This is a genomic window from Acetobacter musti, assembly GCF_011516835.1.
Classification (GTDB): Bacteria; Pseudomonadota; Alphaproteobacteria; order Acetobacterales; family Acetobacteraceae; genus Acetobacter; species Acetobacter musti.
On record NZ_WOTB01000035.1, the window covers coordinates 13,981 to 35,417 of the forward strand.

Annotated in this window: 23 protein-coding genes; 3 read left to right on the forward strand and 20 right to left on the reverse strand. The window is 61.4% G+C overall.

Annotated elements, in window-relative coordinates; genetic code table 11:
* Nucleotides 1-240 precede the first annotated feature (240 nt).
* From GOB93_RS17745 to GOB93_RS17795, 11 genes are read right to left on the reverse strand one after another with little or no spacing between them, the layout of a single operon-like run.
* The gene (locus GOB93_RS17745; RefSeq protein WP_173584794.1) at nt 241-579 is read right to left on the reverse strand and encodes a hypothetical protein; all 339 of its coding nucleotides are present in this window, start codon (nt 577-579) and stop codon (nt 241-243) included.
* Nucleotides 576-1,889, reverse strand: a complete 1,314-nt coding sequence (locus tag GOB93_RS17750) for a DUF1173 family protein (protein ID WP_173584795.1) — start codon at nt 1,887-1,889, stop codon at nt 576-578. Before GOB93_RS17750 ends, GOB93_RS17745 begins: the two co-directional genes overlap by 4 nt.
* The gene (locus GOB93_RS17755) at nt 1,886-4,228 is read right to left on the reverse strand and encodes a type IV secretory system conjugative DNA transfer family protein (RefSeq protein ID WP_173584796.1); all 2,343 of its coding nucleotides are present in this window, start codon (nt 4,226-4,228) and stop codon (nt 1,886-1,888) included. The genes GOB93_RS17750 and GOB93_RS17755 overlap by 4 nt, the downstream gene beginning before the upstream one ends.
* 3 nt (nt 4,229-4,231) lie before the next feature.
* Nucleotides 4,232-4,837: a hypothetical protein gene (locus GOB93_RS17760; protein ID WP_173584797.1), complete on the reverse strand. Its 606-nt coding sequence runs from the start codon at nt 4,835-4,837 to the stop codon at nt 4,232-4,234.
* An 11-nt stretch (nt 4,838-4,848) separates the two neighbouring features.
* Nucleotides 4,849-5,994 (reverse strand): secretion/conjugation apparatus DotM-related subunit, encoded by a 1,146-nt coding sequence (locus GOB93_RS17765; protein ID WP_173584798.1) that lies wholly within the window; start codon nt 5,992-5,994, stop codon nt 4,849-4,851.
* Complete coding sequence (locus tag GOB93_RS17770; RefSeq protein ID WP_173584799.1) at nt 5,991-6,500, reverse strand: lytic transglycosylase domain-containing protein; 510 nt, start codon at nt 6,498-6,500, stop codon at nt 5,991-5,993. The genes GOB93_RS17765 and GOB93_RS17770 overlap by 4 nt, the downstream gene beginning before the upstream one ends.
* Nucleotides 6,497-6,919, reverse strand: coding sequence for a hypothetical protein (locus GOB93_RS17775; RefSeq protein WP_173574903.1), 423 nt, complete (start codon nt 6,917-6,919; stop codon nt 6,497-6,499). Before GOB93_RS17775 ends, GOB93_RS17770 begins: the two co-directional genes overlap by 4 nt.
* Nucleotides 6,916-7,164, reverse strand: coding sequence for an IcmT/TraK family protein (icmT, locus tag GOB93_RS17780; protein ID WP_173574904.1), 249 nt, complete (start codon nt 7,162-7,164; stop codon nt 6,916-6,918). Before icmT ends, GOB93_RS17775 begins: the two co-directional genes overlap by 4 nt.
* Entirely contained in the window at nt 7,164-8,327 is a 1,164-nt protein-coding gene (locus tag GOB93_RS17785; protein WP_173584800.1) for a type IV pilus twitching motility protein PilT, read from the reverse strand. Before GOB93_RS17785 ends, icmT begins: the two co-directional genes overlap by 1 nt.
* Entirely contained in the window at nt 8,324-9,364 is a 1,041-nt protein-coding gene (locus GOB93_RS17790; protein WP_173584801.1) for a type IV secretion system DotC family protein, read from the reverse strand. The genes GOB93_RS17785 and GOB93_RS17790 overlap by 4 nt, the downstream gene beginning before the upstream one ends.
* Nucleotides 9,357-9,815 (reverse strand): DotD/TraH family lipoprotein, encoded by a 459-nt coding sequence (locus tag GOB93_RS17795; protein ID WP_173584802.1) that lies wholly within the window; start codon nt 9,813-9,815, stop codon nt 9,357-9,359. Before GOB93_RS17795 ends, GOB93_RS17790 begins: the two co-directional genes overlap by 8 nt.
* A gap of 151 nt (nt 9,816-9,966) precedes the next feature.
* Between GOB93_RS17795 and GOB93_RS17800 the strand changes: the two genes are divergently transcribed.
* Together GOB93_RS17800 and GOB93_RS17805 are read left to right on the forward strand one after the other, a co-directional pair.
* Nucleotides 9,967-10,245 (forward strand): ribbon-helix-helix protein, CopG family, encoded by a 279-nt coding sequence (locus GOB93_RS17800; protein ID WP_173584803.1) that lies wholly within the window; start codon nt 9,967-9,969, stop codon nt 10,243-10,245.
* Nucleotides 10,233-10,535, forward strand: a complete 303-nt coding sequence (locus GOB93_RS17805) for a type II toxin-antitoxin system RelE/ParE family toxin (RefSeq protein WP_173584804.1) — start codon at nt 10,233-10,235, stop codon at nt 10,533-10,535. Before GOB93_RS17800 ends, GOB93_RS17805 begins: the two co-directional genes overlap by 13 nt.
* Before the next feature lie 54 nt (nt 10,536-10,589).
* On the opposite strand, the gene GOB93_RS17810 is transcribed toward GOB93_RS17805, so the two are convergent.
* On the reverse strand, nt 10,590-11,705 hold the full coding sequence (locus tag GOB93_RS17810) for an FAD-dependent oxidoreductase (protein ID WP_173584805.1): 1,116 nt from the start codon (nt 11,703-11,705) through the stop codon (nt 10,590-10,592).
* Between the two features lie 56 nt (nt 11,706-11,761).
* On the opposite strand from GOB93_RS17810, the gene GOB93_RS17815 reads away from it, so the two are divergent.
* Nucleotides 11,762-12,208, forward strand: a complete 447-nt coding sequence (locus tag GOB93_RS17815; protein ID WP_173584806.1) for a MarR family winged helix-turn-helix transcriptional regulator — start codon at nt 11,762-11,764, stop codon at nt 12,206-12,208.
* Nucleotides 12,209-12,313: 105 nt separating this feature from the next.
* Here GOB93_RS17815 and GOB93_RS17820 read toward each other — a convergent pair whose 3' ends face one another.
* The 8 genes from GOB93_RS17820 to GOB93_RS17855 form a co-directional block, all read right to left on the reverse strand.
* Nucleotides 12,314-15,397 (reverse strand): ATP-binding protein, encoded by a 3,084-nt coding sequence (locus GOB93_RS17820; RefSeq protein WP_173584807.1) that lies wholly within the window; start codon nt 15,395-15,397, stop codon nt 12,314-12,316.
* 13 nt (nt 15,398-15,410) lie between these two features.
* Nucleotides 15,411-16,076 (reverse strand): hypothetical protein, encoded by a 666-nt coding sequence (locus tag GOB93_RS17825; RefSeq protein WP_173584808.1) that lies wholly within the window; start codon nt 16,074-16,076, stop codon nt 15,411-15,413.
* Between the two features lie 13 nt (nt 16,077-16,089).
* On the reverse strand, nt 16,090-16,566 hold the full coding sequence (locus GOB93_RS17830; RefSeq protein WP_173584809.1) for a hypothetical protein: 477 nt from the start codon (nt 16,564-16,566) through the stop codon (nt 16,090-16,092).
* 97 nt (nt 16,567-16,663) lie between these two features.
* Nucleotides 16,664-17,209, reverse strand: a complete 546-nt coding sequence (locus GOB93_RS17835; RefSeq protein ID WP_146891983.1) for a hypothetical protein — start codon at nt 17,207-17,209, stop codon at nt 16,664-16,666.
* A 12-nt stretch (nt 17,210-17,221) separates the two neighbouring features.
* On the reverse strand, nt 17,222-18,412 hold the full coding sequence (locus GOB93_RS17840) for a hypothetical protein (protein ID WP_242010889.1): 1,191 nt from the start codon (nt 18,410-18,412) through the stop codon (nt 17,222-17,224).
* 67 nt (nt 18,413-18,479) lie between these two features.
* On the reverse strand, nt 18,480-19,724 hold the full coding sequence (locus GOB93_RS17845; protein ID WP_173584810.1) for a DotG/IcmE/VirB10 family protein: 1,245 nt from the start codon (nt 19,722-19,724) through the stop codon (nt 18,480-18,482).
* Entirely contained in the window at nt 19,724-20,698 is a 975-nt protein-coding gene (locus tag GOB93_RS17850) for a DotH/IcmK family type IV secretion protein (RefSeq protein WP_173584811.1), read from the reverse strand. Before GOB93_RS17850 ends, GOB93_RS17845 begins: the two co-directional genes overlap by 1 nt.
* On the reverse strand, nt 20,695-21,437 hold a 743-nt coding region (locus tag GOB93_RS17855), incomplete at its 5' end, for a DotI/IcmL/TraM family protein (RefSeq protein ID WP_338422411.1). The genes GOB93_RS17850 and GOB93_RS17855, both read right to left, overlap by 4 nt.

Genomic DNA, 21,437 nt, shown 5'->3' on the forward strand with positions numbered 1-21,437 from the left:
GAACACCAGGCTGTCACCGAATTGCACCCTCACCCTCAGGCTGCTGAGTTATGATTTCCGGCGAAGCTGTGCATCGGGACTTCTGCGGGGAGCGGCGCGGATTGCACGGTCTATAATCCACTGGCTGACAAGCTGGTACACATAGTTTCACCGGACTGTCTGCTTGTGGAGAGCTTGAAGCCATCGTTCTATGACCGACATGAGGCGTAAGCAGCCATCATTGCAAAACGCGTTACCTTCTCAGTTCTGCCACCCCGGCACCACGGACCACGCATCCTTCAGAGCTGCCGTTACGACCCCGAGATCCTTGCCCGTCGTCTCCTGCCGGTAGCGCTTGTCGCCTGACAGAGCATAATACCGCTCTCTCAGGGCTACGATGTCGCCGGTAAACTGCCGTGCATAACCTCGAAGCACTGCCATCGCGTACGTCTCCTCCTCGCGATACTGCATTATGTGGTCGCGATAAGCCTCGATCGTCTCGATTGAATCTGTATCCGGCTCGATCCGGATCAGTTCAGCGAGAGCATTATGGACGTCATCATCCGAAATATGGACGTCATCATCCGAAATTGCCGTCATGGGGTGCCTCTGTTTCGGGCTGGCGGAAAAGCAGGAATGCCGGTTCGTGTGATTGCGTCCCATGACCACCAGCCTCCTGCCCCGAAGGTGGTGTTGTAGTAATCCTCTTTCTCCGCACGCCGGGCCATGTAAGCCTCATCCGTGCGTCCAAAGACTTCCATGGGATAGCCGGCACTCCTGACGGTGTCCTGGAGAATGAAGTCCGGAAAGACCAGATCCTCCCCGGCATCGAAACGAAGTGGTTTCTCGAAAGTTCTGTCCGCCGCCACGAGAGCTTCCGCGACCGCCAGCTCATAACTGCTCTCGACCGGGATCATTTCTGGCGAGACCGTCATCAGAGCAGCCGTCCTGACTTCCGCCTGAATCCAGCCCTTCCAGCGACTGTCCGGCTTTGTGATGTGCTGCGCGGTCACATAGAGCAAAGCGGCCACCCGTGCCTGGCGCTCTGCCTCTGGCAGTGCAAGCGTTGCGGCCGCCAGCCGGTGCGACCGGGCGAGGCGGTTTCTCTCGGCGGCCGGCAATGTCAGAAAACAGCGATACCCGTTGCGCTGGCCGGTCAGAGTCAGAGTGAAGTCGTTCCCGCGCCCCTGTTCGATAGCATCGACAAACCCGGCCAGGAAAAGGTGGTTTTCCTTTCCTTCAGCCCGGACAATCGCGTGTAGACGCCGCGCAAATCCTTCGTGATCCGGGGCGACCGGGCAAAGGAGATCGGACAGGGGTCTTTTCTGTGTCCTGATCCGCGTTCCGGCCGAGGCCACCCGCCCAAGAGCAGCAGGCATGGTGCGATGCCCCGCAAACTGCGGCTTCCACTCGGCGAGGCCGGCGCGCTCCCACAGGAGATTGAGCAGTCCGAGCGGCGACATTCGGCGCTGTCTGGTTCGACCCGGCCGGTCGGGAGCAGGCAGAGGCGTTTCATCGACCGGCTGCGGCGGTCCTTTCCGACGCAGACCGATGGAGAGGGTAACGGACACATCCCCGTCCTCCTCTTCCCGGATCACACTGGACACATAGCCGGCACGGCCGCTCTTCCCGGGATCGGGTTTGAAGAAGGGGCATGTCTTTTCATGCAGTGGCCCTTCATGTGGCCAGACGGCGAGATGATAGCTGTCACTGTCGGCCCGGTAGCGGATCTGCAGCGGCAGGACTGCGCCGCGATGCCGGCACAGACATCGTGCCTTGTCGGCCCGCGCCGCCTTGCGGCTCTCATCATATTTCGCCTTCAGGCGGCGCTCCCAGCGTTCGGGATCGCTCTGGCGCCATTCAAGCCGGAAACGCTCGCCGCCGGGCAGGATGATGATTGTGTCACTCATGCGGCCGTACTCTCGCGCAGAGTTCTGATTCGCGCGAGAATCTCTTTCTCGGTGAGACCTGGAACACCCGCCTCTTCCTTCCGCTCGCCCTTTATCAGGGCGTCACGGACGCCGAGAATGAGGAGCGCCTGACGCCGGGCGACGCCGGGCTGGCGGTCCAGTCGCCGTTCTACGCTTTCCAGACGTCCCAGAAGCTGGCCGTCGATTGGGGGAAGAGTTCGGGGTGCGGCACGGAATCCTTCTCTCCGGACGGTAGCGGCGTCCCGGAGCATGTAGGAAAACGGGGTCAGGATTTCGGCATCGTCGTCGTCCTCACCTTCGCCGTCGTCGTTGGCGCAGGGAAGCTGCCCCGAGGCACCGGCCACCACGTCGGCGATCTTGCTGAAGTTGCGCAGGATCTCGCCGGGACTTGTTCCGAAGCGGGGGACCGCTTCCTGCAGCGCCAGAACGTCCGGCTCGTGGCGGGGCGTCGTCAGCTCGGACTGGAACAGGCCGCCCTCGATCGTGGCAAGAAGGGCCAGCGTCTGCTGATCCGGGGCGACCCGATTCAGGTCCAGCGCCGAGGGCAGCATGACCGGCTGGGCCATGCGGATTGCGCCCGCCCGTCCGTTGACGGCGGCAAAGAATGTTTTCGAGTGGACGATGCGGCCCGCATACATCGTGATGGCTTCGCCTTCGATCAGCCCCTGGAGATCCGCCCACGGGATACGGGCCACTTCCCGGACTTCCGCGCCCCGGCCCTCGCGGTAACTTCCTGCGGAGTTGCCCTCGAAATGCGTGGCCTGACTGACCTCAATCCGATCACTCTGCTTTTCGATCCACTCCCGCGTCCGCATGGCGTCCTGCAGGCGCATGGCGTGGGTGAGGTTGGCGTTGCCGAGCAGGGTAAAGGCCTTGTCGCCGATGCGTGTCGTGAGACCGGGAAGGTCCTGAAAGCCGAGCCAGAACATGCAGTTCAGGCCACGTCCCATGGCGAGCTGGCGATCCATGCCGTCCGTCACATAGGCAGCAAGCTCATCATAGAAAAAATGGAACGGCGCGTCGCCCGATCCCGCCTTGAGTTTGAAGACTTCCTCGGCCGGTCCGTCGAGACGCGCACCGAGCAGCTGCGCCATCACACCGCGACCGGCTGCGACCACGATCTTGCCAAGGCCGGCCAGCGTATCGGACGAGTTTTCCAGTGCCGGCAGGGTGACAACCAGAATGCGCCGGTTCAGCACCACGTCGCGCATGTCGATGTCGGGGATCTGCGCCCGGAAGATATGCCCGAGGCTCACGCCGAGCTGCGTGAAGATCTTCGTGAAATACATCTTCGCGTAGCCATGCTGCTCGCTGGGCTTGTTCTCCTTCTGCTCGTTCCATGCCAGTGAAGAATCATATCCGGGCAGTTCGCCGAGATAGGCCTGTGCCGGATAGAGAATGTCATCGGGGATTTCCGGGACGCTGACTTCAATGGGGCGGTCTGAGCCGGGATTACGGATCAGGAATACCCGATGCCGGGCGAGCGTGCCGATCCAGCGCAGCTCCATCGCGTACCGCATGGTTTCGATGTTGATCGGCACGCCGTGGGTATCGCGCATCCAGGCGAGGACGGGTGCGATCGTTCCGGCAAGCCCGACCGCACGGTCCCGGAAGACGCCGTTCGCATCGTTGCTCGACGGCTCGCCGAGCTGACTGACCAGCATTTCGCGGATGGCGTCGCCATTTCCGGTCGCGAACGGATTGAACGTGTTGGACTGGCGGATTCCGCTTGCGGTCAGGAAATTGAGGTTGAGCACCTGATCATCCAGACCGAAGCGGCGCGCCAGCGCGAGAACATCCCCGTGGACGGTGTTGTCGCCTTTGCCATCGATCAGGATGAAACCCGATCCGTGCGCCAGAGCGTTGGCCAGAAGGGAGATCGCGGATGTTGTCTTGCCGGCGCCGGTGGTGCCGGGCACGGCCGCGTGCTGCCGTGCCGCGTCCGAGGAGAGCCAGAGCTGCTGGCCAGTCAGCCCGTCCGTGCCGAGATACATGATCCCGGCTGCCGCACGTGGCCGCCGTGTTTTCGGGTCGAGATCATGCGCATCCCTCAGGCCGGAATATTTTGGCAGATGGAACGGCAGCACCGGACGGCGCGTGATGACCCAGAGGGTCAGACAGAGGGCAAGCGGAAAGGCAAGGCCGACGACCACGGGAGCCAGCACGCAGAGTCCTGCGAGAATCAGGAGCACGAACCCGGACGTGCTGGAACGGAGTTCCTCGCCCATTCGCACGGTGAAAGGGCGCGTATCGCGATAGGTGGCGCCGTGCTTCAGCTGATGGCGGGCCTGCGGTCCGCCGGTCTCGCGTTTCACCATCGCTCAGTTTTCCAGACCAAAAGGGGACTTCTCCGTGCCGATCGTGGGCGCAACAGGCGCTGCCGGAGCAACGGGGGCGACCGCTGCGGTCGGAGCGGTCTGCGCCCCGCCAGGTGACTGGGGATAGGCAACGACCGGTTGCCGGGTCATGGCGCGGCGCGCGGCTTCAATCTGCTCGCCGGGCGTGTGACCAGTTATGCCGCCAGCGGCGTTTCCACTCCCGGGTAGCCGCGCACCGGGAATATAGGTGGACGAGACGCCCGGAAGGCTGGCACCGGTCATGGCTGAGCCGGGCAGCGGCGGCAGAAGTGCCGGCTGCTGTGGAACCGCTTCGGTTTCGGCATCCGGCGCGTTGAGTCCCGGAACCACCGCAGGACGGGAACCAATGATGACGATGGCGGCCAGTCCCCCGGCCACAAGCGCCGGAAGCGCTTTCTTCCAGGCCCGGCGCGGGGCGGACGCTGGCGCAACCAGAGCTGGCATCGTGTTGTTCGTTTCCGCCTGCCCAAACTCGGAACTAAGATGCAGGTGCAGGGGCTGTGTGCTTGTCCCGTCCAGTTCGATGGTCACGGGAGCCCGGCCATCGGCATGAAGAGTGATACGGGTCATGACGGACGTCCTTATGCTTCGGGGGTGGGGCGCAGAATGGCGAGCGCGCTTTCGAGGGCAGGTGTGTAGATTGGACGCTGATACCGCCGCTCTTCGTCCCAGTGCGCCCTGGCACCCGCCGCCTCGATGCGCGGGTTGGGATGGAGATCCTCGGCGGCAATTTCCGAGGGAAAGCCGAGAGCGTGCAGTGCGTACCAGAGCGGCCGGTCGATCAGCTTCACGATGGCGAAAGAAGGGGGCGCCAGCACGCCGGCGCGCCGACGGGCCTCGTGCAGCAGGGTCATGAGAGCGGTTACGGTCCAGCCACTACGCTCGCAGACCGTCTCGATGCAGTTTGCGATTTCCCCGTTTTTCAGGGCCGACCGGGCACTTTGCAGAACGGTATCCGGCACGGTGAGCGGGACGAGAGGACCATGCGGACCATCAAGTCCTGCATCGGCCAGACTGGTCGACAGGTCTCCGAGCAGGGCAAGGGCTTCCTGGCGCTTCTGGAGATAGTGCATCGCAAAGGCGACCAGCAGCACCTGCTCGACAGGTGACGCCGCACTGACTCCGGACCAGTGCCGTCCGAGCTGCCGGGTGAAAGCATCGAGTGCCCCGACCTCGCTGTAGTTTCCCTGCGCATCGACTGCGAAGCGGGCTCCCCATTCGGCGCGGGTGAGCGCCGGATCTGCCGGGAGCGGTGCACCGTCGGCGGGCGTAACGAGCTTGTCCAGACGGCGGCGGACGAAGCCTTTCAGCGTCGGAAACATTTCGGCCTGGACGGCGATCAGTCCTTCGAGATCAAGAGCCTTTGCAAAGCGGCTGGGTGCGGCACGCCACATGCACAGACCGCCCATACCTGCAATCAGAATGGCCACTGGCCACTTTACGGCATTTCCGAGGATCGCCAGACCGTAATAGAGCTGGACCGCCCGAACGAGATCCGGACGATATTGCGCTGCCTGAAGCTGGAACTTCAATCGCAGCAAATCCGGATCTGACGTGTGCAAGAGACTGATCTGCCCGATCATCGCCCGCAGATAGAAAGCGCTGATCTCGGTATGCCACATGCTCCATGCCATGTAGCTGAACAGCGAAACCCCGACGATAATGATGATCGAGGAGAAGAGCAGATAGTCATCGCTCGATGACCACGGGACACGGCTGGTGCTCATGAGCGTTCCCCTTTCCGGATTCTGGTCATCAATCTCTGCGTGATGTCATAGAAGCGCCGGAGATATGCCTCGCCGTAACGGGGCGTGTGCGAGTGATAGAAGGCCACGGCCTGCCACAAATCGCCTCGTGTCTCCTGCATCGCCTGGCCCAGGATCCACGCGCCGGCCTCTATATTGGCGCAGGAGCTGTCGCGCAGGGCTGCGTATGCCCGCTCATGCGTGCTGTGCCAGCGCCGGGCGATACGATCGGCCCATGCCGTGTTGACCTGCATCGGGCCGAGATCCGCTGTGCCGTTGCTGTTCGGGCTGACCATTCCGGGACGCCCATCCTCGACATAGAGCAGGACAAGCAGGACGCCGCGCGGTACGCCTGCATTTTTTGCTGAGGCGTTGAGGCAGGCGGCTATCTGCCGACCATTCTCTTCGGCGCTCTGGGCGTAAGCGGCTGGGCTGACGGAGAAAAAGGACAGGGCGGCGACCACCGCCAGAGCGATCCGGGGGCTCATGTTGCCCCCTGCAGGGCCGGTGCGACATCGGAGATCCGCCCGTGGGCTTCGCCCCAGAAATCGATCAGATGATTCAGGACCAGCGCATCTTCCATCTCTGCGAGGCGCAATGTCACGTCGATCAGACACAGCATGATCACGGTGAAGGAGCCCGCGCGGACGTCGCGCACCGCATAGCCAAGGGAACTCGCAGGCGTCGGCCGGACATCGAGATCAAAGCCGGTGCCGGTCAGCTCCAGCCATAGCGCTTCCGCGCTGACCAGGAAGACCGGCAGGTAGGCGTCCGGATGCGCCGCGTCCTCTGCGGGCACGGCAATCCGGTTCCCGGTCTTTCGATCAACAAGCTCGACCGGCTTGCTGGTCTCGGCCAGCAGACGCGCCAGTGCCGCACTGATGGCCGGGAGACTGATTGTGCTCATGAATACCGCCTCCTGCGCCACGTCGGCAGAGCGGTGCGCACCGGACCGATGAGAAAGCGACGCATGGAGCGGATCGCGGCCGGCAGTGTCAGCCCGAAGAACGAGATGGTGCCGAAGAACACGACACCGAAGATCGCGATCATCAGCGTGGTCAGGCTCCAGTGCGTGACCGCAATGAGAATGGGAAAGCAGCTGCGGGCATCCAGAATGAATACCCGCACGGGGTAGGCCGTAGCGCGCCACATCAGGCATCTCTCCTTTCTTCCGCAAAAGCGGTGTCTTCGGTGATCAGATCGGCTTCGAGCAGTTTGCGGATGGCCTGGCCGAAGGACTGGCCCTGCGCCTCGACTGCATCGGACACCACATCGGGCCAGTCCGTCGGTTCGGTGCGGGTCAGCTTGCGACGGAGATCGCGGTCGAAGGTCAGGAATTCCCGGATTGCAATCCGGCCACCGCCCTTGCGGGGCACAAGGCGCTGGTTGATGCAGAAGCGCAGCGCCTGAGCCAGAGCCGAGACGAGATTGTCACGTTCCGAGGGCGGGCACAGCGCAATCGCCCGCTGGATCATCAGTGAGACGCTGTCGGCGTGGATCGTTGTTCCGAGGATGCCTCCCATCATCGCGATGTTGATGGCGGCCGTCATGGTGTCCCCGTCGCGTGATTCCACGATGATGGCATCCGTCATTTCCCGTCGTGTCAGGCTGCGGGTGAAGGATGGCAGCGTCATGGTGGGCGGTCGCATTTCGGTCTGGCTGATCTTTGAACCGGATGGCGGACGCAGATCATCCAGCAGGAACTCAATCGGCTCCTCACCGGTCGCCATGTCGCAATATACAGTCGGGTCCATAAGTTTTTCGATGGCGAGCCCGAATTGAAGCGTCGTTTTGCCCGAACCTGTCGCGCCGCCGAACAGCACCATGCCGCTCTTGAGCTTGTTGGTGTCGCGTATCTCCTGCTCGACCATTTGCTGATCGAGACTGGCCGGGCGCGCGGGAATTGGACGCATGATGATGTGAACACCTGCCCCGCGCTTTACCGAAATCGGGGTAAGGTTCATGCGGAAGCGCAGATTCACCTTGCGATCCAGCGCTACGCTGTAGGCTGTGTCGAGAATATGGCCGACGCCCAGCATGGCCATGCCGTCCGACGCGTAAACATGCCCGACGATGTCGGCCAGAGTGAGGGAGTCCGTTGCTTTCCGGGTCGCCAGGCGGATCACACCATGGACCTTGATCGTCACAAGGTGTCCGGTCTTGATGTCGATGCGTGACGCGCCGAGGCTGTGCGCCCAGCGAAGAAGAGAGTCGAGACCCGGCGCACTGCGACGCCGCTCTTCCACCCAGGCGAATTCCTTTTTGCCTTCGTCTGGCCAGCGATCTTCTGTCACGATGGGAGCAATGACATTCATCGGCACTGCTCCGGATACCCGTAATCATTACGCCGCCGGATATGGCCCTGCAGGCCGGGCTGGCTGGTGATCCGGATGGTGCGGTCGTTCAGGTGCAGTGTGTCGCCACCGCCCACGGCGTCCTGATGCTCGAAGACCACACGTGGTTCTTCGACACGGCCGGCATTGAGCAGAACCCGGTAACGGGCCATTCCGGTAATATCGCGCTGCAGACGGGACAGATCGGAAAGGAAGATCTCGGTCGCCTGCTTTTCTCCGTCCGCCCAGCCTTCGGCGACCCACTGGTTCCAGTGTGTTACTTCGGCCTTTGTCTGGGGTAGCACGGCCGCGACGGGATGGTACGGCTTTCCCCACGTCCGGACCAGATAGGTGCGCCAGTTGGGCGGTGCCGAGGTGAGCTGCGCCTCGCGGGTGATCTCGAAGACGCATTCCGTCTCATGCGCGACCTGGCCGGTATCGTTCAGTGCAAAAGCCATCTGTGCTTCGGTGACGATCGGGGGCTGCATCAGCGCCTGGCCGCCACCGACCGGGAGTACGATGGATCGGAAATCATAGGTCGCGTCGAGGGTGTCTTCGTATCGGCGCAGCATTTCATTGATCGCAAAGGCCCGGGCGGCAAGCCCGCCCTGTGCGCCGTAAGTATGCGCGGCTTCCCGGAGCTGGGCGCCCCTGCCGGGTTTCAGGTCATCGCCGGGCTCGTCATTGGGCCGCGCATTCTGAAGTGCTTCGAGTGAGGGCGGTGCCTCGCCGCCGACCACCTCATCCAGTGTGGCTGCACCCGTCACGGGTTTGTTGATCGGATTGGCGAGAGCCGGGTCTGCCTGATCGACCTGGTCAGCGCCCGGCTGAGGCGGCATCGGCATCGGGACAAGCGTGCCGCTTGGGGCAAGTGGGAGAGACGGAGACGGGTTGGGCAACACGACGTGCCGGCCTTCTTCGACCACGACCTTGCCGGCCGTGGTCGGGCTCGCATGAGCCACGCGGTCTGTCGCGATGGCTATCAGGGCTGGGGACAGAAGGAGTATGATTTTACGCATGCCAGGCCACCGTGATTGCGTGACGGAGCGGATCGACGGAGACCGTGGCCTGATCACCGGCTTCGTCGCCCAGGGTGCGCAGGATGTCCACGACGGGAGCGACGCTGTTGGTCGTGACGCGGAGCGTGCGGGTGCGGCCGGTGATGGTCACGGTGTAGCCGATCTCGTGGCCGAGTTTCGTGACGGCGTCCCCGAGCGGGCCATTCCAGGCAAACCAGATACGACGGGTCAGATCATCCGGAAGCGGCACAGACGTGGCTGATGCCGCCAGCGGTCTCGGACGTATATTCCCGAGGTCCCGCAGATCGGTGGTGGTCGCTGCGATTGATCGCTGCAGCGCCAGTTCGGGACTGGCCATGCCCGTTGTCGCGACGGGTGAAGGCGGCGGCAGCTTCCCGGCGCAGGCGCTGAGGGCGACGGGCAGAAGGAAAATGAGCAGAGGGCGTTTCATGGGCTTCTCCGGATAGTGAGGAGAAGCTTCGGATGGCATCTTGCGACCTGAGATGGAAAAGACACGACCGATGTGATTTTTTCTCTCATGGACAGAGAAGGCTGGAAAAGCGTAGTATCGAAAGGTAGTACCCGAAGGTCAGGAGGCTGGCGTGGCAGCGGTAAAATCGATCAAACTCGATGATGATCTGAAAAACCGTGTTGAGAGTCTGGCCGATGCGAAACGTCGGTCGGCGCACTGGATCATGCGGGAAGCGATAGCCGAATATGTCGAACGGGAGGAGCAGCGGGAAACGCTGCGGCGCGACATCCTGAAAGCCTGGGAAGAATACCGGGACACGGGACTGCATGTTCCTGCAGCCGACGTCGATACCTGGCTTGAAAGCTGGGGCACTGAAAATGAGAAGCCTGCTCCCGCATGCCGCAGGTAGTTTTTTCGTCTGCTTCAATCAGGGATCTGCAGCGGCTGCATGATTTTCTCAGTTCGAACAGTCCGGCAGCGGCTCGTAAGGCAGCCCGGACCATCAGACAAAGTCTCCGGACTCTTGAGGAGCAACCCCGTCTCGGAAAGCTGATTGATGGTCTGCCCGACGAATTTCGCGAATGGCTTATCGAGTTCGGATCAGGCGGGTACGTCGCCCGCTATCATTATGACGGAGAGCGCGTCACAGTCCTGATGATCCGGCATCAGAAAGAAGTCAGGTATGTAAGCAAGCGCTAACCACCACTATTTTCCGAGGATGCGCCTTACGGAAATGGAAGGTTGATTCGCGCGTCATGCATCGGTGACGCGCGTGCGATAATGTTTCAGGACCGGTGCAACGCCCTCAGGTGAGAAGGCGCCGTTCAGCCCCTGTGCAGCTCCTTTGGCCGCCGTCGCGGCACGCCCGAATATCGCTCCTTCATATAGTGTGACGGACGTCCAGCCATCGTTTGAGGTCAGTGCCTCCGCCAGGTCGACTGCGTCGGCAAGTGCGAGGTTCACGCCTTCACCCGAGAAGGGAGACATCAGATGCGCCGCGTCGCCCAGCAGCGTAAGACCCGCCCGGCTTTGCCATTGATGCCCGACAGGTAACGCATAAAGCGGCCGGACATCGATCACATCACCAGTCTCAATCACCTCTCTCAACATCGGCGCCCATCCAGTGAAGGACGCTCGCAGAGCCTGTCGTAGCCGCTCGGGGGACGATGCCTGCCATTCTCTTGCCGTGGCTTCAGCCAAACGAAGGCCCACATAACCTCGAATATGTCCAAACCCGTTCCGTTGCGTAATCACGGCACGGTTGTAGCCGACCGCGAACATCTTTCCGCTGCCAGTCAACCTGTCGATCGCGGGATGCCTGGCGACATCAAAGCCGAACTCGACCAACGTGACTCCCTCATAGGCCGGCCTGGCGTCGCTAAGCAGCGGACGGACACTCGACCAGGCACCGTCTGCCCCTATCACGACGTCGAACCGTTCAGTCCAGCCGTCGCCAGCCAGCACGAAACCGTCATCGTCGGGAGTGATCCCTGCGACACGACATCCCCAGCGGATCGTATCGGGCAGAAGCGATTCCAGGAGAATCTTACGTAAGGCCGTTCGATCGATTTCAGGCCGGTCATCCGTGGGCTCGTCACGATCGAACAACAGGGTGCCGTCGGCATCGTAGAGCCGGTCGCCCTGATTCTCCGGCCGCGCGGCCGCGGCAAACCTGCTTTCCAGACCCGCCCGCCGCATCGCGTACTGGCCGGTCCGACTGTGCAGATCGAGAGAGCCGCCCTGCGGGCGCTCGTCAGCGTGGGAATCCCGCTCGAAGACCATGGGAGATCGGCCGTAGCGTTGCAACAGCCGGGCAAGCATCAAGCCTCCCGGACCACCTCCGATGATCGCGATCCGATTCATTGCCATGTCAGCGCCCTGCAGTTATATAGGCACCTATATATAATAACATAGGGACCTATGCAATGAGCAACAACGAGTGGGATCCCTTGAGCCAGCCAGGCCACTATTTCAGCCGTATCGCCCGGGGCCTGAGCCGGGTCGGCGATGCGCGGCTACGCGATCTGGGATTGGCCACGGCGCAACTACCGATCCTAACCGCACTCAAAGATGGCGCGCAGCTCTCACAGAAACAGTTGGCACACTGGGCGAAAGTTGAACAACCAACCATGGCCCAGATGCTGTCCCGCATGGAACGCGACGGCCTGATCCGGCGCACGCCAGATCCGAATGACAGGCGCTCGAGCCTGATCTCGCTGACGAAGACGGCGCTTGAGCGGTTGCCGGCCGGCCGCGCGGTATTGCGTCAAGGTAATGCCGATATGACAAAGGGTCTGACCTCGGACGAAATCAACACGCTTGTGACACTGCTCAGACGGGTGCTGGTCAACATCGAAGCGATGGAACAATGAGCCTTATCAGGTTCCCTTGTGGAAGCGTCAGCTTGCCGTGATCCTCTGGGGGCATCTTGTGCATTTATCCGGTGTACGTTCGCCCGTTGGGAGACACGACCTTTTTTATTCGGCGGCGATCGAGAATTCTTCCTTTTCATCGATAGCACGAAGGGTTTCATAAAGCCCTGCTGCCACACCCTTCCCCTCGATGATTTCGTCCGCCAGTTCATCGAGAACCCCCACGAATGCTTCGTCGGTCGCAAGACCGAGATCATTCATGCGTTCACTTTTGCGCCGCTCGATCTCGCTGTTTGCTGATCCCGACGGAAACACTGTGGCCAGCATCCGCAGGGCACGCGCGAAGTGGATCCGTTTGTAAAGACGGGCGCGCAGAGCTGTGTCCCCCGGGGTGGTAGAGAACGACCAGAGTTCAATGGGGCCGAGGACATTGATCAGGAGCTGCTCATACTTTGCTTCGCCGGCAGACATATCCACGAAGAACGGGGCTCCATCTTTCCCCGGACCTGGCAATGCGTTCCGGATAACATAGGCGCTTGCATCAGACAGCTTGAATCGTTTGATGAGGCTGTCCGCTGTCTCCTGATCGCCACATTTGAGCACCCACCGGGCCGTTGAAATCTTGTACAGATCCTCACTGAAGTCAGTATGGTTCTGCGAAATGAAGCAGAGCTGGACGTTATGCTTTCGACCTTCGCGACCGTCACGCACTGCCTGTCGATCTACCTGAGGTGCAGGCTCGGTCCGGTGCCATTCATCGAAGTCGAGACGTTTGAGCGTCTCATACATTTCGGTGAAGCGCGCCAGGTGATAGTCCCGCATGGACGCGGGCATATTCGGGTCATCCGCGTAATCGGGGTGCAGAAAGAAATTCCGCGCCAGAATCTGGCGGCCAAGCATGTACATCAGTGCCGTCTGCCGGTTCGCTCCCGGCGAACCTGAGGGTGCCACCTCGGCGAGATCGAGAACGATTACGCGCGCATTGCCCATATCAAGCTTTGTGGGCGACGCCAGCATTGGAAAATTCTTGATCACGTTCATGATGTAGCGGTCGAACGTGTCGATCAGACTTTCACCAGTCTTCAGCGTGATCTTTGAATACCGCTTCTCGATTTCGGGACTGCGGGCCGCCATCAGAAGATCCTGCAGGATGGGGACTGCGTGACGCTGCGCGAAGCCAGCGAGACGATACTCCTTCACGTCGATAAGGGCATTAACGACATCGCGCCACCAGGTCGGTTCGTCCTCACCGGCATGATGGGGAAGGCTGATTCCAAGTGACATGATTGCCGCATCGACCTCAGGTTCTATCCCCGGAGTATAAATCTTCGGAGCGCCACCCTGGACGCCGGTGCAAAGCCGATAGGCCTCATCAACCACATCCTCCACCAGATGATCCATGCCCTCCCACGGCTTACCTTCCAGGGGCGTGGCGAGAAGCGAGATAAAATTCTGCAGGAAAACGCGCTCAAGCGGCAGCGGATATTCCAGCCCGACCTGCGTATCGAAGACGTTGACCTCAAACCCCGGAATCGCCTGCATCTTGACGTAGACGGCTTCGTGCTGACGCTCGGGACCGAGCGCATTGCGCAGCATCTCAATGAGACCACGCGAGGATGGGCCGATGTCGAGCTTGCCGATGAATGGGAGCTTCGTTCCGTGGCTGCTGATCGCAGCACTGCTGAGGATCAGTCCGAGCAGAATGGTGTTGGCGAGAACGGACTTGCCCCCGCCAGGCGGCGCTACGATGATGTCCACAACGGATGGGCGCAGGCCTCCCCCGGTCGGATCGTAAGGCCAGATTGACCCATCAGGCTTACGGAAAAGAATGGAACCTCTCTGCCAGGGTGACGCACTGCGCGCCCAGGGCATCATGGCAAACGCATCACCGACCAGCGCAAGCGATGACGTGGCAGTGGAACCGAGCGAGAGGCCGGGGACAGACCCCATGGCAGCCTCCAGCGGATCGCCGGAGATGCGCGTCGTCTTGCTGTTGCCCCATGCGTCGATTGCCTGAGCGAGATCCGAAGCCTGCCGGCGCAGTTTCGCGTCTTCCCCGATTGGCGCCCACGTTGTGGCCGTCATCCTCATTCGTACGGAATTGTGGTTGTTTTTCTGGCGCTCGTGCTTGAGCGTCGCGAAGGCGCGGCGGATGTCGCCGTTTCCCGGGAACATTGCCAGAAACCCTGCACCAGCCTCCTTGAAGCCGAATGCGGCACGACCGCCTCCTTCAAGAATCATTGCGCTTCGCCAGGGCAACCGTTTACGCCCGAGCACGCTGGACAATTCCGCAAAGGGTCGTGGATCTTCGGGGCCGATTGCCATATCGACCGGGGCGTACGTGTAATCGCCGACCGTGACGAGCTGGCCGCCTTTCGTTTCCGCGTCGGCGTTGAAAATCTGGTCCCGGATGGCGGGCCAGAGCAGGCCTTGTGGGTGAGGCTTCGGATCGTCCAGATCGTCCGGAAGACGCGGCATAACCCGGTCTCCCAGCAGGGTCGGCTTCCATGCGGAGCCGGCCGTTTCACGGTAGATTGCCTCGCGCGCAACCTGAAGAGCCTGATGCGGATTGAGGAATTCGCAGGAAATATCAAAACCCTGCATCGTTGTCTGCACACGCGAGATAAATGACTCGTGCCGGGCGGCCATGATGTCTGATCGTACCGCGAAGCGCTGGCTGTCTCCGACACGCGGGAACTGGGCGGCGAGGGCTTTGCGCTCCTCAGCGACCTGTTTACGGTCCTCTCGCGTCAGAACGCTGGGTCTTGTCCACAGGACATAGTATGTGGCTTCCCAGCGCATGACATTTGGCCAGCGGCGCCGCCTCTCACCGATCACGTCTGTCAGATCAGCGCCAATCTGACGGGCAATCGAACGGCAGCCATCAAGACTGAGGCGGTCAATCTCGATGCCTGATCTCTCGGGATCAGAGATGTACCAGCCGACGATGGCATGACCGCGCTCTTCCAGGAGTCCCTGCAACTCGATACGCTGCTGTTCAGCCAGAGCCTCCACTTCCTGGCGGGTACACATCCGGCGCAGGCCGTTTATGCGAAGCATGGAGATATACTCGCCGCGTTTTGTGACGAGATGCTCGCCGTGTGTGCTCTCTACGTCGCAGAAGGAGGTCAGGGGCTGGCGCAGCCCGAGGCTGATGCTCGCCAGCAGACCAGAAAGGATGCCGCCCATCAATATCGTCCTGTTATAAAGTGGAGTGTGAGGGAACTGCGCCGGTCCATTCCCGGAGCAGCGCCGGATAAATGTCGGTTGCACCATCATAAAGACGGCCGAGAGGAAGGATTCGCAGACCCTCCAGAAGACCTGCGATGCTGGCTTCCGTCTGCGGTTCAGAGCGGTTCGCCATCAGCAGAGCCGTCGCGAGTTGCCGGGGAGAGGTCGTTTCGAGGCGCCGCCGCGCTTCACCGCTTCGCGCGTGAAGTGCGCGCAGGACAGAAACAGAGGGCTGGCAGCGCATCGGGATCATGCCAGCATCTGCGCCAGCAGCAATCGCATCGATGATGCGATGCCATGCCGTGTCTCGACTGGCTCCATCGTCTCCGAGTGCTCCGATGAGCGTCTGATGTGCGCAGCGGGTCAGAGTCATGATCCGCGTCTGTGGGAATTCGGGCCACCACACGAGCACGGCTTCGCACTCGATTGCCGGGCGTGTCAGGTTTTGCAGGATGTCGCAGACAGCGCAGACGCGGCCGGAGCCGCGCCTGTCGTTGTTCCAGAAAAAACTGCGGCCCGCTGTGGCAAGGCCGCAGCAGCCACAGGTGAAATGACCCGTCTTCGTCTCTCCGGAATGAAGCGCTGACGGATCCCAGGGGCGCGGCAGCATCCGGAAAGATGAGGTGGATCGGGCCATTTCAGTCCGTTCCTTAGCCGCCGCTGCCGGATGTGAACGTATAGGCCTTCGCCTCGGTGCCGACGGTCGCTGCACCACCCGACGCCGTGTTGGCCGCCTTATTGATCCACTGCGGACCGGTTGCGAAAAGGCCGCACAGCACGATGCCTGCAATAGCCATGCCGACCTTCCCCGGGCTGCGGTTCTGTTCGTTGCGGCTCTGCCATGCCGCCCAGACACCAGCGATGAAGCAGATGAAGGCAGCAATATACATCGCGGCTGCGGCGACAAATCCGCCCGCCGTGAGGCCTTCCTGGGCTGTTGCCTGCATCTGCGCGCCGATGCCGTTCGTGCTGCCCGTTGCAGTCTGGGCAAAGGCATGACCGGCGAGGAGAAGCGGGGCAGAGAGTGCGCCCAGTGCGGCGAGGGCACGCGGGCCATATCCGTTGCGCGCGAGTGCCGGACGCGACACCCGCGCCGGCACCATCTTGTTGACGTGAGAGAGGTTCATGTTCAGGGCTCCATTGAGAGAGGGATCATGTCCCTCAGGAGCATTTGTCCGGCCCCAACATGCGACTTCGAACGCTTTTTTCAAAAAAAGAGTGATTTCAGCTCGACGTTGTCCAGTGACTGAGGATCCATGTCGCTTCCTTGACGGGATTGAGCAGAATCACGCCGAAGATAAACTGAAGCAGGCAACTCAGCTTCGAGCGATTTGTTTTTCCGGTAGCCGAGGCATTCCACGCGACAACTGCCATGAATGCAGCCCAGGCACCGAACATTTCAAAAAACAGTGCAAAATCACTGACGATTGACAGAATGGCATCCTGCGGTCCGGTGCCGGAAATCACGCTGCCAGCCGTTGCGTCCGTGTAACCGGTGACGGACGACCCAAGCGCGACCTGAGTACCGAGGCCGGTCGAAGTGCTCGATTTGGTGAGGATCCGGTCAAAAGCGGCAAAAACACCGGAGAGAACAATGCCGAGCCACGGCACCCAGGGCTTGCCGACGAATGGGTTCTGGGGCTGGCGTTGCTGCCACAGGCCCCAGGCTCCTGTGAGAAAGGAAATCCACGCCGCAATGTAACAGGCCATTGGCAGAAGCCAGGCCATGCCGAGCGCGAGATCATTGACGAGATTGACCAGACCTTGCACGGCGCTTTGTCCTTACTGGATTGTTCCGTGTTCAGCCTGGATCACCCAAATCGTCCCGCGCTGAGCAATGGCGCGGACGCGGCCATAACCCCGCAAATCCGTGCCGATCTGGACCTCGGCCTGCGAAGCCTGTCCCGCCGGTGCCCCGTCATCCTGCACCATGGCAAGCTGGGGCGATGCGGCGAGGATCCGATAGCGCGGTATCCATGTCGCTGGCGGCGGCAGGGGTGTCTCCCGAACGTTCGATGGCGCAGCCGTCACAGATTTAGCCGGTGTCACTGCCGAATGCGGCTCAGCAAGCGCGGCTTCAAGAGCAGCCCGCGCCTTCTCCGCTGCGGCCCGCGTCGCCGCCAGCCCGTCCGAGGGAGGGGCCTCGGCATCCGCGACCGCCTTCTTCGCTTCGAGCAGAGACATGCGGCGATTCAGATCTGCGGACTTCGCCGTGTCCGAAATACGCAGGCGATCGAGATCCTGCCGCAGGGTCTCGATCTCGCTGCGGGTCCGCTGCACAAGGGCGGCTTCTTCCGTTACGAGCTGAAGCACCTGCACCTGATCATCAGGCGTCATGGGAGCCGCCTGCAGGCGTGCCGCCTTATGAACCGCGTCTTCGGCCGGAGTGCTTCTCACAGGTGTCGCGTCAGGCTTTTGTGCGGAAGCGCTTGCCGCTGGCGGTGTCGGTGCTGCATCGGGCGTTCTGACCACCGGATGTGGCGGTGTTTTCATCGCAAGCATCGCCTTCAGATCATCGCTCTCAGCCTGAGGCTGTGCGACCTGAGCGGTCTGGGCAGGCTGCGGCGTCGCGAGGGGCGGCTTGCTGATCGGCTGGGCCGTTATCTGAGCCGGCGGAACGGAAGCGGGCGTAACACCAACCTCCCGCCCGACTGGAGGCGTTGATCGCCCTGAGAGGCTGACAAACAGAAATACGGCGAGCAGGCCCGTGACGGCCGTAGCACCGCCTATCATGAGCTGCTTGCGGCGAGGAAGTGCCGTGAGACGGGCGATAACGCGCGCAGACGAAGAGGCTTTTTCCGCCGCTTCTGGGGTGCCGGGTTCAACGGCGGGCCGGATTTCGCCAGTCTCCTCAGGCTCAGATGAAGAGTCCGGATCGGGGGCCGTGCCGAGTTTGCGGAAAGGGAGCGGGCCGATACCCCTGTCCGCGCTGAACGGATCCCGGGGCGTCGGAGCGATGGCGGCTGATGTCATGGTGAATCCTGCCTTCAGATGGAGAGGACAGAGAATTCACCGACATCATGCGACCAGCGTACAAAAATTACTTCGTTCCGATAACAGGTGACATGAAGATCACCCCGACGCTGACCTGCGCTGCGAGATTGACGCGGGGCTGGGTCGGCATCTGTTGTGTCAGAGCGCTGTTCACCTGTGAGGCAGCAGCACCGGCCGCCACACCAATCTGTTGCGGAAAATTGAGTGACTGCACGTAATTGACGTTACCCAGCGCCCCGATCGAACCGGTGGTGTTTGATGTCATCTCGATAGCCTGCCCGAGCCCCTGCACGAATGCAGCCGCAGCAGGCAGAACAAACCGTTCAAGGTAAAGCTGATCTACGCTGGATGCGACCGCAGCTTCCATCGTATCAGGTGCAATCACCACGCCGTCGACGTCAATGGGTTTTGGCTCGGCCTTGTGGAAGACCTGTTCGACGTGAACGACAAGCCTGTTCAGGTGTCCGCCCGCGCGCCGGACCGAGGCTTTCATCCTGTCCCCGGCGAGCGGTCCGGAATCCGCTTCCAGAATGATTTCACCGCCGAGATCACTGTTTGTCGCCGAAACCGTATGAGCAAAGATGCCGCGACCGGCGGGAACAAGGACGCGGGGCGAAGTGCGCTGTGAATTGGCGGTTGCGGCCGAGGACGGCGCCGGCGCGGCCGCAACCTCCTTTTTCTGGGTGCCCGTCATTTCAGCCTGCTCATACATGACATCGGTGACCGGGAGGCGTCCGTTAAGACGCCCGGACAGGTCCATGATTGCGCGCCTGTATCGCGCAAAGGCATCTTTCTGCTGCTGCGGATCACGTGGAACTGCCGCCCGGAAGCCCGGATCGGTCTGCACGGGCACGACAGGCACGCTCGGTACCACGTAAGGCGCGTGGGGAGCGGGGGGAGCTGCGGGCTTCGCCATGGCCGGGTCGGCTTCATCTCCCGAGCCAACCTCCTGAGCTACGGCAAGCTGAGGAGGCTGATGCGAGGGATGGGTTGGGGTGCCCGGCGCTATATCCGGCGAATAGGATTGCCCGGATGTCTGCGCGTGCTTTGCCTCATCCCGGATCTGATCCTCACGCAGCGCCTGCTGCCGTGGGTTTGAATTCAGACCACCTGGCAGAGGATTGGCTGCCGGTGGCCTGCCGGGATCCGAGCGCGGAAGTTCCTTGTGATGGATGGACGAAACGAACAGCGTAATTCCGAGCAGGGTGGCTACACCCCCGATTATGGCGAACAGACGGCGGTTTCCACCGCGAGACGCCTGGCTGAAGACTTGTCTGAATTTGAGCTTCATCACTGTGCGTCCCTGATATGAGCGGAGATTGTTCGTCCGGCATCGGAGAGAAGGACCACTGGAGATTCATGAAAGGCGTAGAGGGTATAACCACCTTCACCATGTTCCATGCTGTCTGAGGAGGGTGTCATGAGCAGAAGTCGGGTCCGCAGATAGACTTCATTGCCGATCCGCCAGGCCCGCACGTCGTCGGGAGAAATGCCTTCAACAGCAAGTGGCACCGCCGATGCCGGCGGAACACCACTCAGCATCGCGTTCATGTAGGGCTCACCGGTTGCGGGTGCTCCTGGACGCGAGTCCACTGGTTTCTTCGCATTTGGTCCGGCTTCGGAAATCCGGACTGTGAGGTTGTCATCGTAGGATCCACGCCCTGCGATCAGCAGAAAGGAAACAGGCTTCGGTGCCCCCTGCAGGGTGACGAGAAGGCCGCCCCTCGGCTGGAGCGAAATCGGCTCGATATTGATTGTATTGGACCCTTTGAATGGGACGCATGTGTAGAACCCCGTTGTTTCTACAGCGGGATTTCCGGATGTGGCCCCCTTTCCGGATGCGCAGTTCGTGCTTCCGTCCGGATTGGCTGAATTGCCGGACGTGTTCCACGCGACTGGCCAGGGCTGGCCGGTGCTGTCCACGAAAGACAGCGCAGTCGGGTATCCTTTGGTCGTAAAGATCAGACTTGTTTGCTGGCCGGGGGCAAAGGACACACGGATCGCCGGACGGGCATTCGGTGTCGCAAATTCCGTGCTGACCTGTTCTTTCGCCCGGCTGACGGCCTTCAGCCGCTTGCCGAGACGAAGAATTTCCTCGGGCGTGAAGGGAATGGCATCGTGTTCCGCGTCGTCTTCGGCCTCCTGCGCCGGGTCCGGGGCGGTGGCTACCCGCGCGGGGCCGGTTTGCGGAGCCTCCTGGGCTGATGCGAGTGGCGGGAGCAGAAACAGGGCGACCGGAAGGAAGTGGAGAAATTTCATTGTCATCCTTCCCTCCCCGAGGAGACGACAAGCTGCTCGATCGCCAGCCCTTCCGGGTGATCGAGATCTTCGACACGATCAATCGTGACAGTTGCCATCAGCATCTGCGTGTTTTGCTGATTAACGTTTTCGCAGGTCTGGATGAACGGAAACTGCACCACGTAGCGCGAATGTCCCTGCACGACGGTTTCCGCACGCACCGTCGCTGCCCGGGTGGGTTGTGCGTAGCAGAGTAGTTTTGCTTCTTTGAGTTTCGAGAGATTTCCTTGTGTTATGAATGATTTTGCAAACGTGTTCCATCCGTTGAGAGTGTAGTGAGCCCCTGCCGTGTTCATCTGGGCTGGGAAATCGCGGTAGTTGATGTTGTACGGCGCGATAGCCCATTTGACCGCCCAGCCAAGGAGCTGGTCCTGGCCGAGCACCGGACTTGTCAGCGCCACGGCCGGACGCGGCGCGTTCTGGCCGTCCACGAAAAAATACAGTGGCTTTGGCGGGTGCGCGCGGACATAGGCATCATGGGCGGTGAAGGCGACAACAACCACAGCCAGTGCGACGTTCAGCATCAGGGATCGGTCCACCACGATGCCCTGAAAATCGGGATCGGTGAGCCGCCGCGTCACTGCGGAACTAAACAGGGGTCGGTACATAGAACGGGCACAGATATACGCTAAGGTCGGATGCTGAGGGTATATGACGGAAAACAGGTGTTTTCCGTCATTTTTTTCTTGCCGGGAAAAGATAGCCG

Bases quoted from the DNA above. Each gene is read 5' to 3' on its own strand.
- GOB93_RS17745 (WP_173584794.1), bottom strand. From the start codon at position 579: ATGACGGCAATTTCGGATGATGACGTCCATATTTCGGATGATGACGTC.
- GOB93_RS17750 (WP_173584795.1), bottom strand. From the start codon at position 1,889: ATGAGTGACACAATCATCATCCTGCCCGGCGGCGAGCGTTTCCGGCTT.
- GOB93_RS17755 (WP_173584796.1), bottom strand. From the start codon at position 4,228: ATGGTGAAACGCGAGACCGGCGGACCGCAGGCCCGCCATCAGCTGAAG.
- GOB93_RS17760 (WP_173584797.1), bottom strand. From the start codon at position 4,837: ATGACCCGTATCACTCTTCATGCCGATGGCCGGGCTCCCGTGACCATC.
- GOB93_RS17765 (WP_173584798.1), bottom strand. From the start codon at position 5,994: ATGAGCACCAGCCGTGTCCCGTGGTCATCGAGCGATGACTATCTGCTC.
- GOB93_RS17770 (WP_173584799.1), bottom strand. From the start codon at position 6,500: ATGAGCCCCCGGATCGCTCTGGCGGTGGTCGCCGCCCTGTCCTTTTTC.
- GOB93_RS17775 (WP_173574903.1), bottom strand. From the start codon at position 6,919: ATGAGCACAATCAGTCTCCCGGCCATCAGTGCGGCACTGGCGCGTCTG.
- icmT (WP_173574904.1), bottom strand. From the start codon at position 7,164: ATGTGGCGCGCTACGGCCTACCCCGTGCGGGTATTCATTCTGGATGCC.
- GOB93_RS17785 (WP_173584800.1), bottom strand. From the start codon at position 8,327: ATGAATGTCATTGCTCCCATCGTGACAGAAGATCGCTGGCCAGACGAA.
- GOB93_RS17790 (WP_173584801.1), bottom strand. From the start codon at position 9,364: ATGCGTAAAATCATACTCCTTCTGTCCCCAGCCCTGATAGCCATCGCG.
- GOB93_RS17795 (WP_173584802.1), bottom strand. From the start codon at position 9,815: ATGAAACGCCCTCTGCTCATTTTCCTTCTGCCCGTCGCCCTCAGCGCC.
- GOB93_RS17805 (WP_173584804.1), top strand. From the start codon at position 10,233: ATGCCGCAGGTAGTTTTTTCGTCTGCTTCAATCAGGGATCTGCAGCGG.
- GOB93_RS17810 (WP_173584805.1), bottom strand. From the start codon at position 11,705: ATGGCAATGAATCGGATCGCGATCATCGGAGGTGGTCCGGGAGGCTTG.
- GOB93_RS17815 (WP_173584806.1), top strand. From the start codon at position 11,762: ATGAGCAACAACGAGTGGGATCCCTTGAGCCAGCCAGGCCACTATTTC.
- GOB93_RS17820 (WP_173584807.1), bottom strand. From the start codon at position 15,397: ATGGGCGGCATCCTTTCTGGTCTGCTGGCGAGCATCAGCCTCGGGCTG.
- GOB93_RS17825 (WP_173584808.1), bottom strand. From the start codon at position 16,076: ATGGCCCGATCCACCTCATCTTTCCGGATGCTGCCGCGCCCCTGGGAT.
- GOB93_RS17830 (WP_173584809.1), bottom strand. From the start codon at position 16,566: ATGAACCTCTCTCACGTCAACAAGATGGTGCCGGCGCGGGTGTCGCGT.
- GOB93_RS17840 (WP_242010889.1), bottom strand. From the start codon at position 18,412: ATGACATCAGCCGCCATCGCTCCGACGCCCCGGGATCCGTTCAGCGCG.
- GOB93_RS17845 (WP_173584810.1), bottom strand. From the start codon at position 19,724: ATGAAGCTCAAATTCAGACAAGTCTTCAGCCAGGCGTCTCGCGGTGGA.
- GOB93_RS17850 (WP_173584811.1), bottom strand. From the start codon at position 20,698: ATGACAATGAAATTTCTCCACTTCCTTCCGGTCGCCCTGTTTCTGCTC.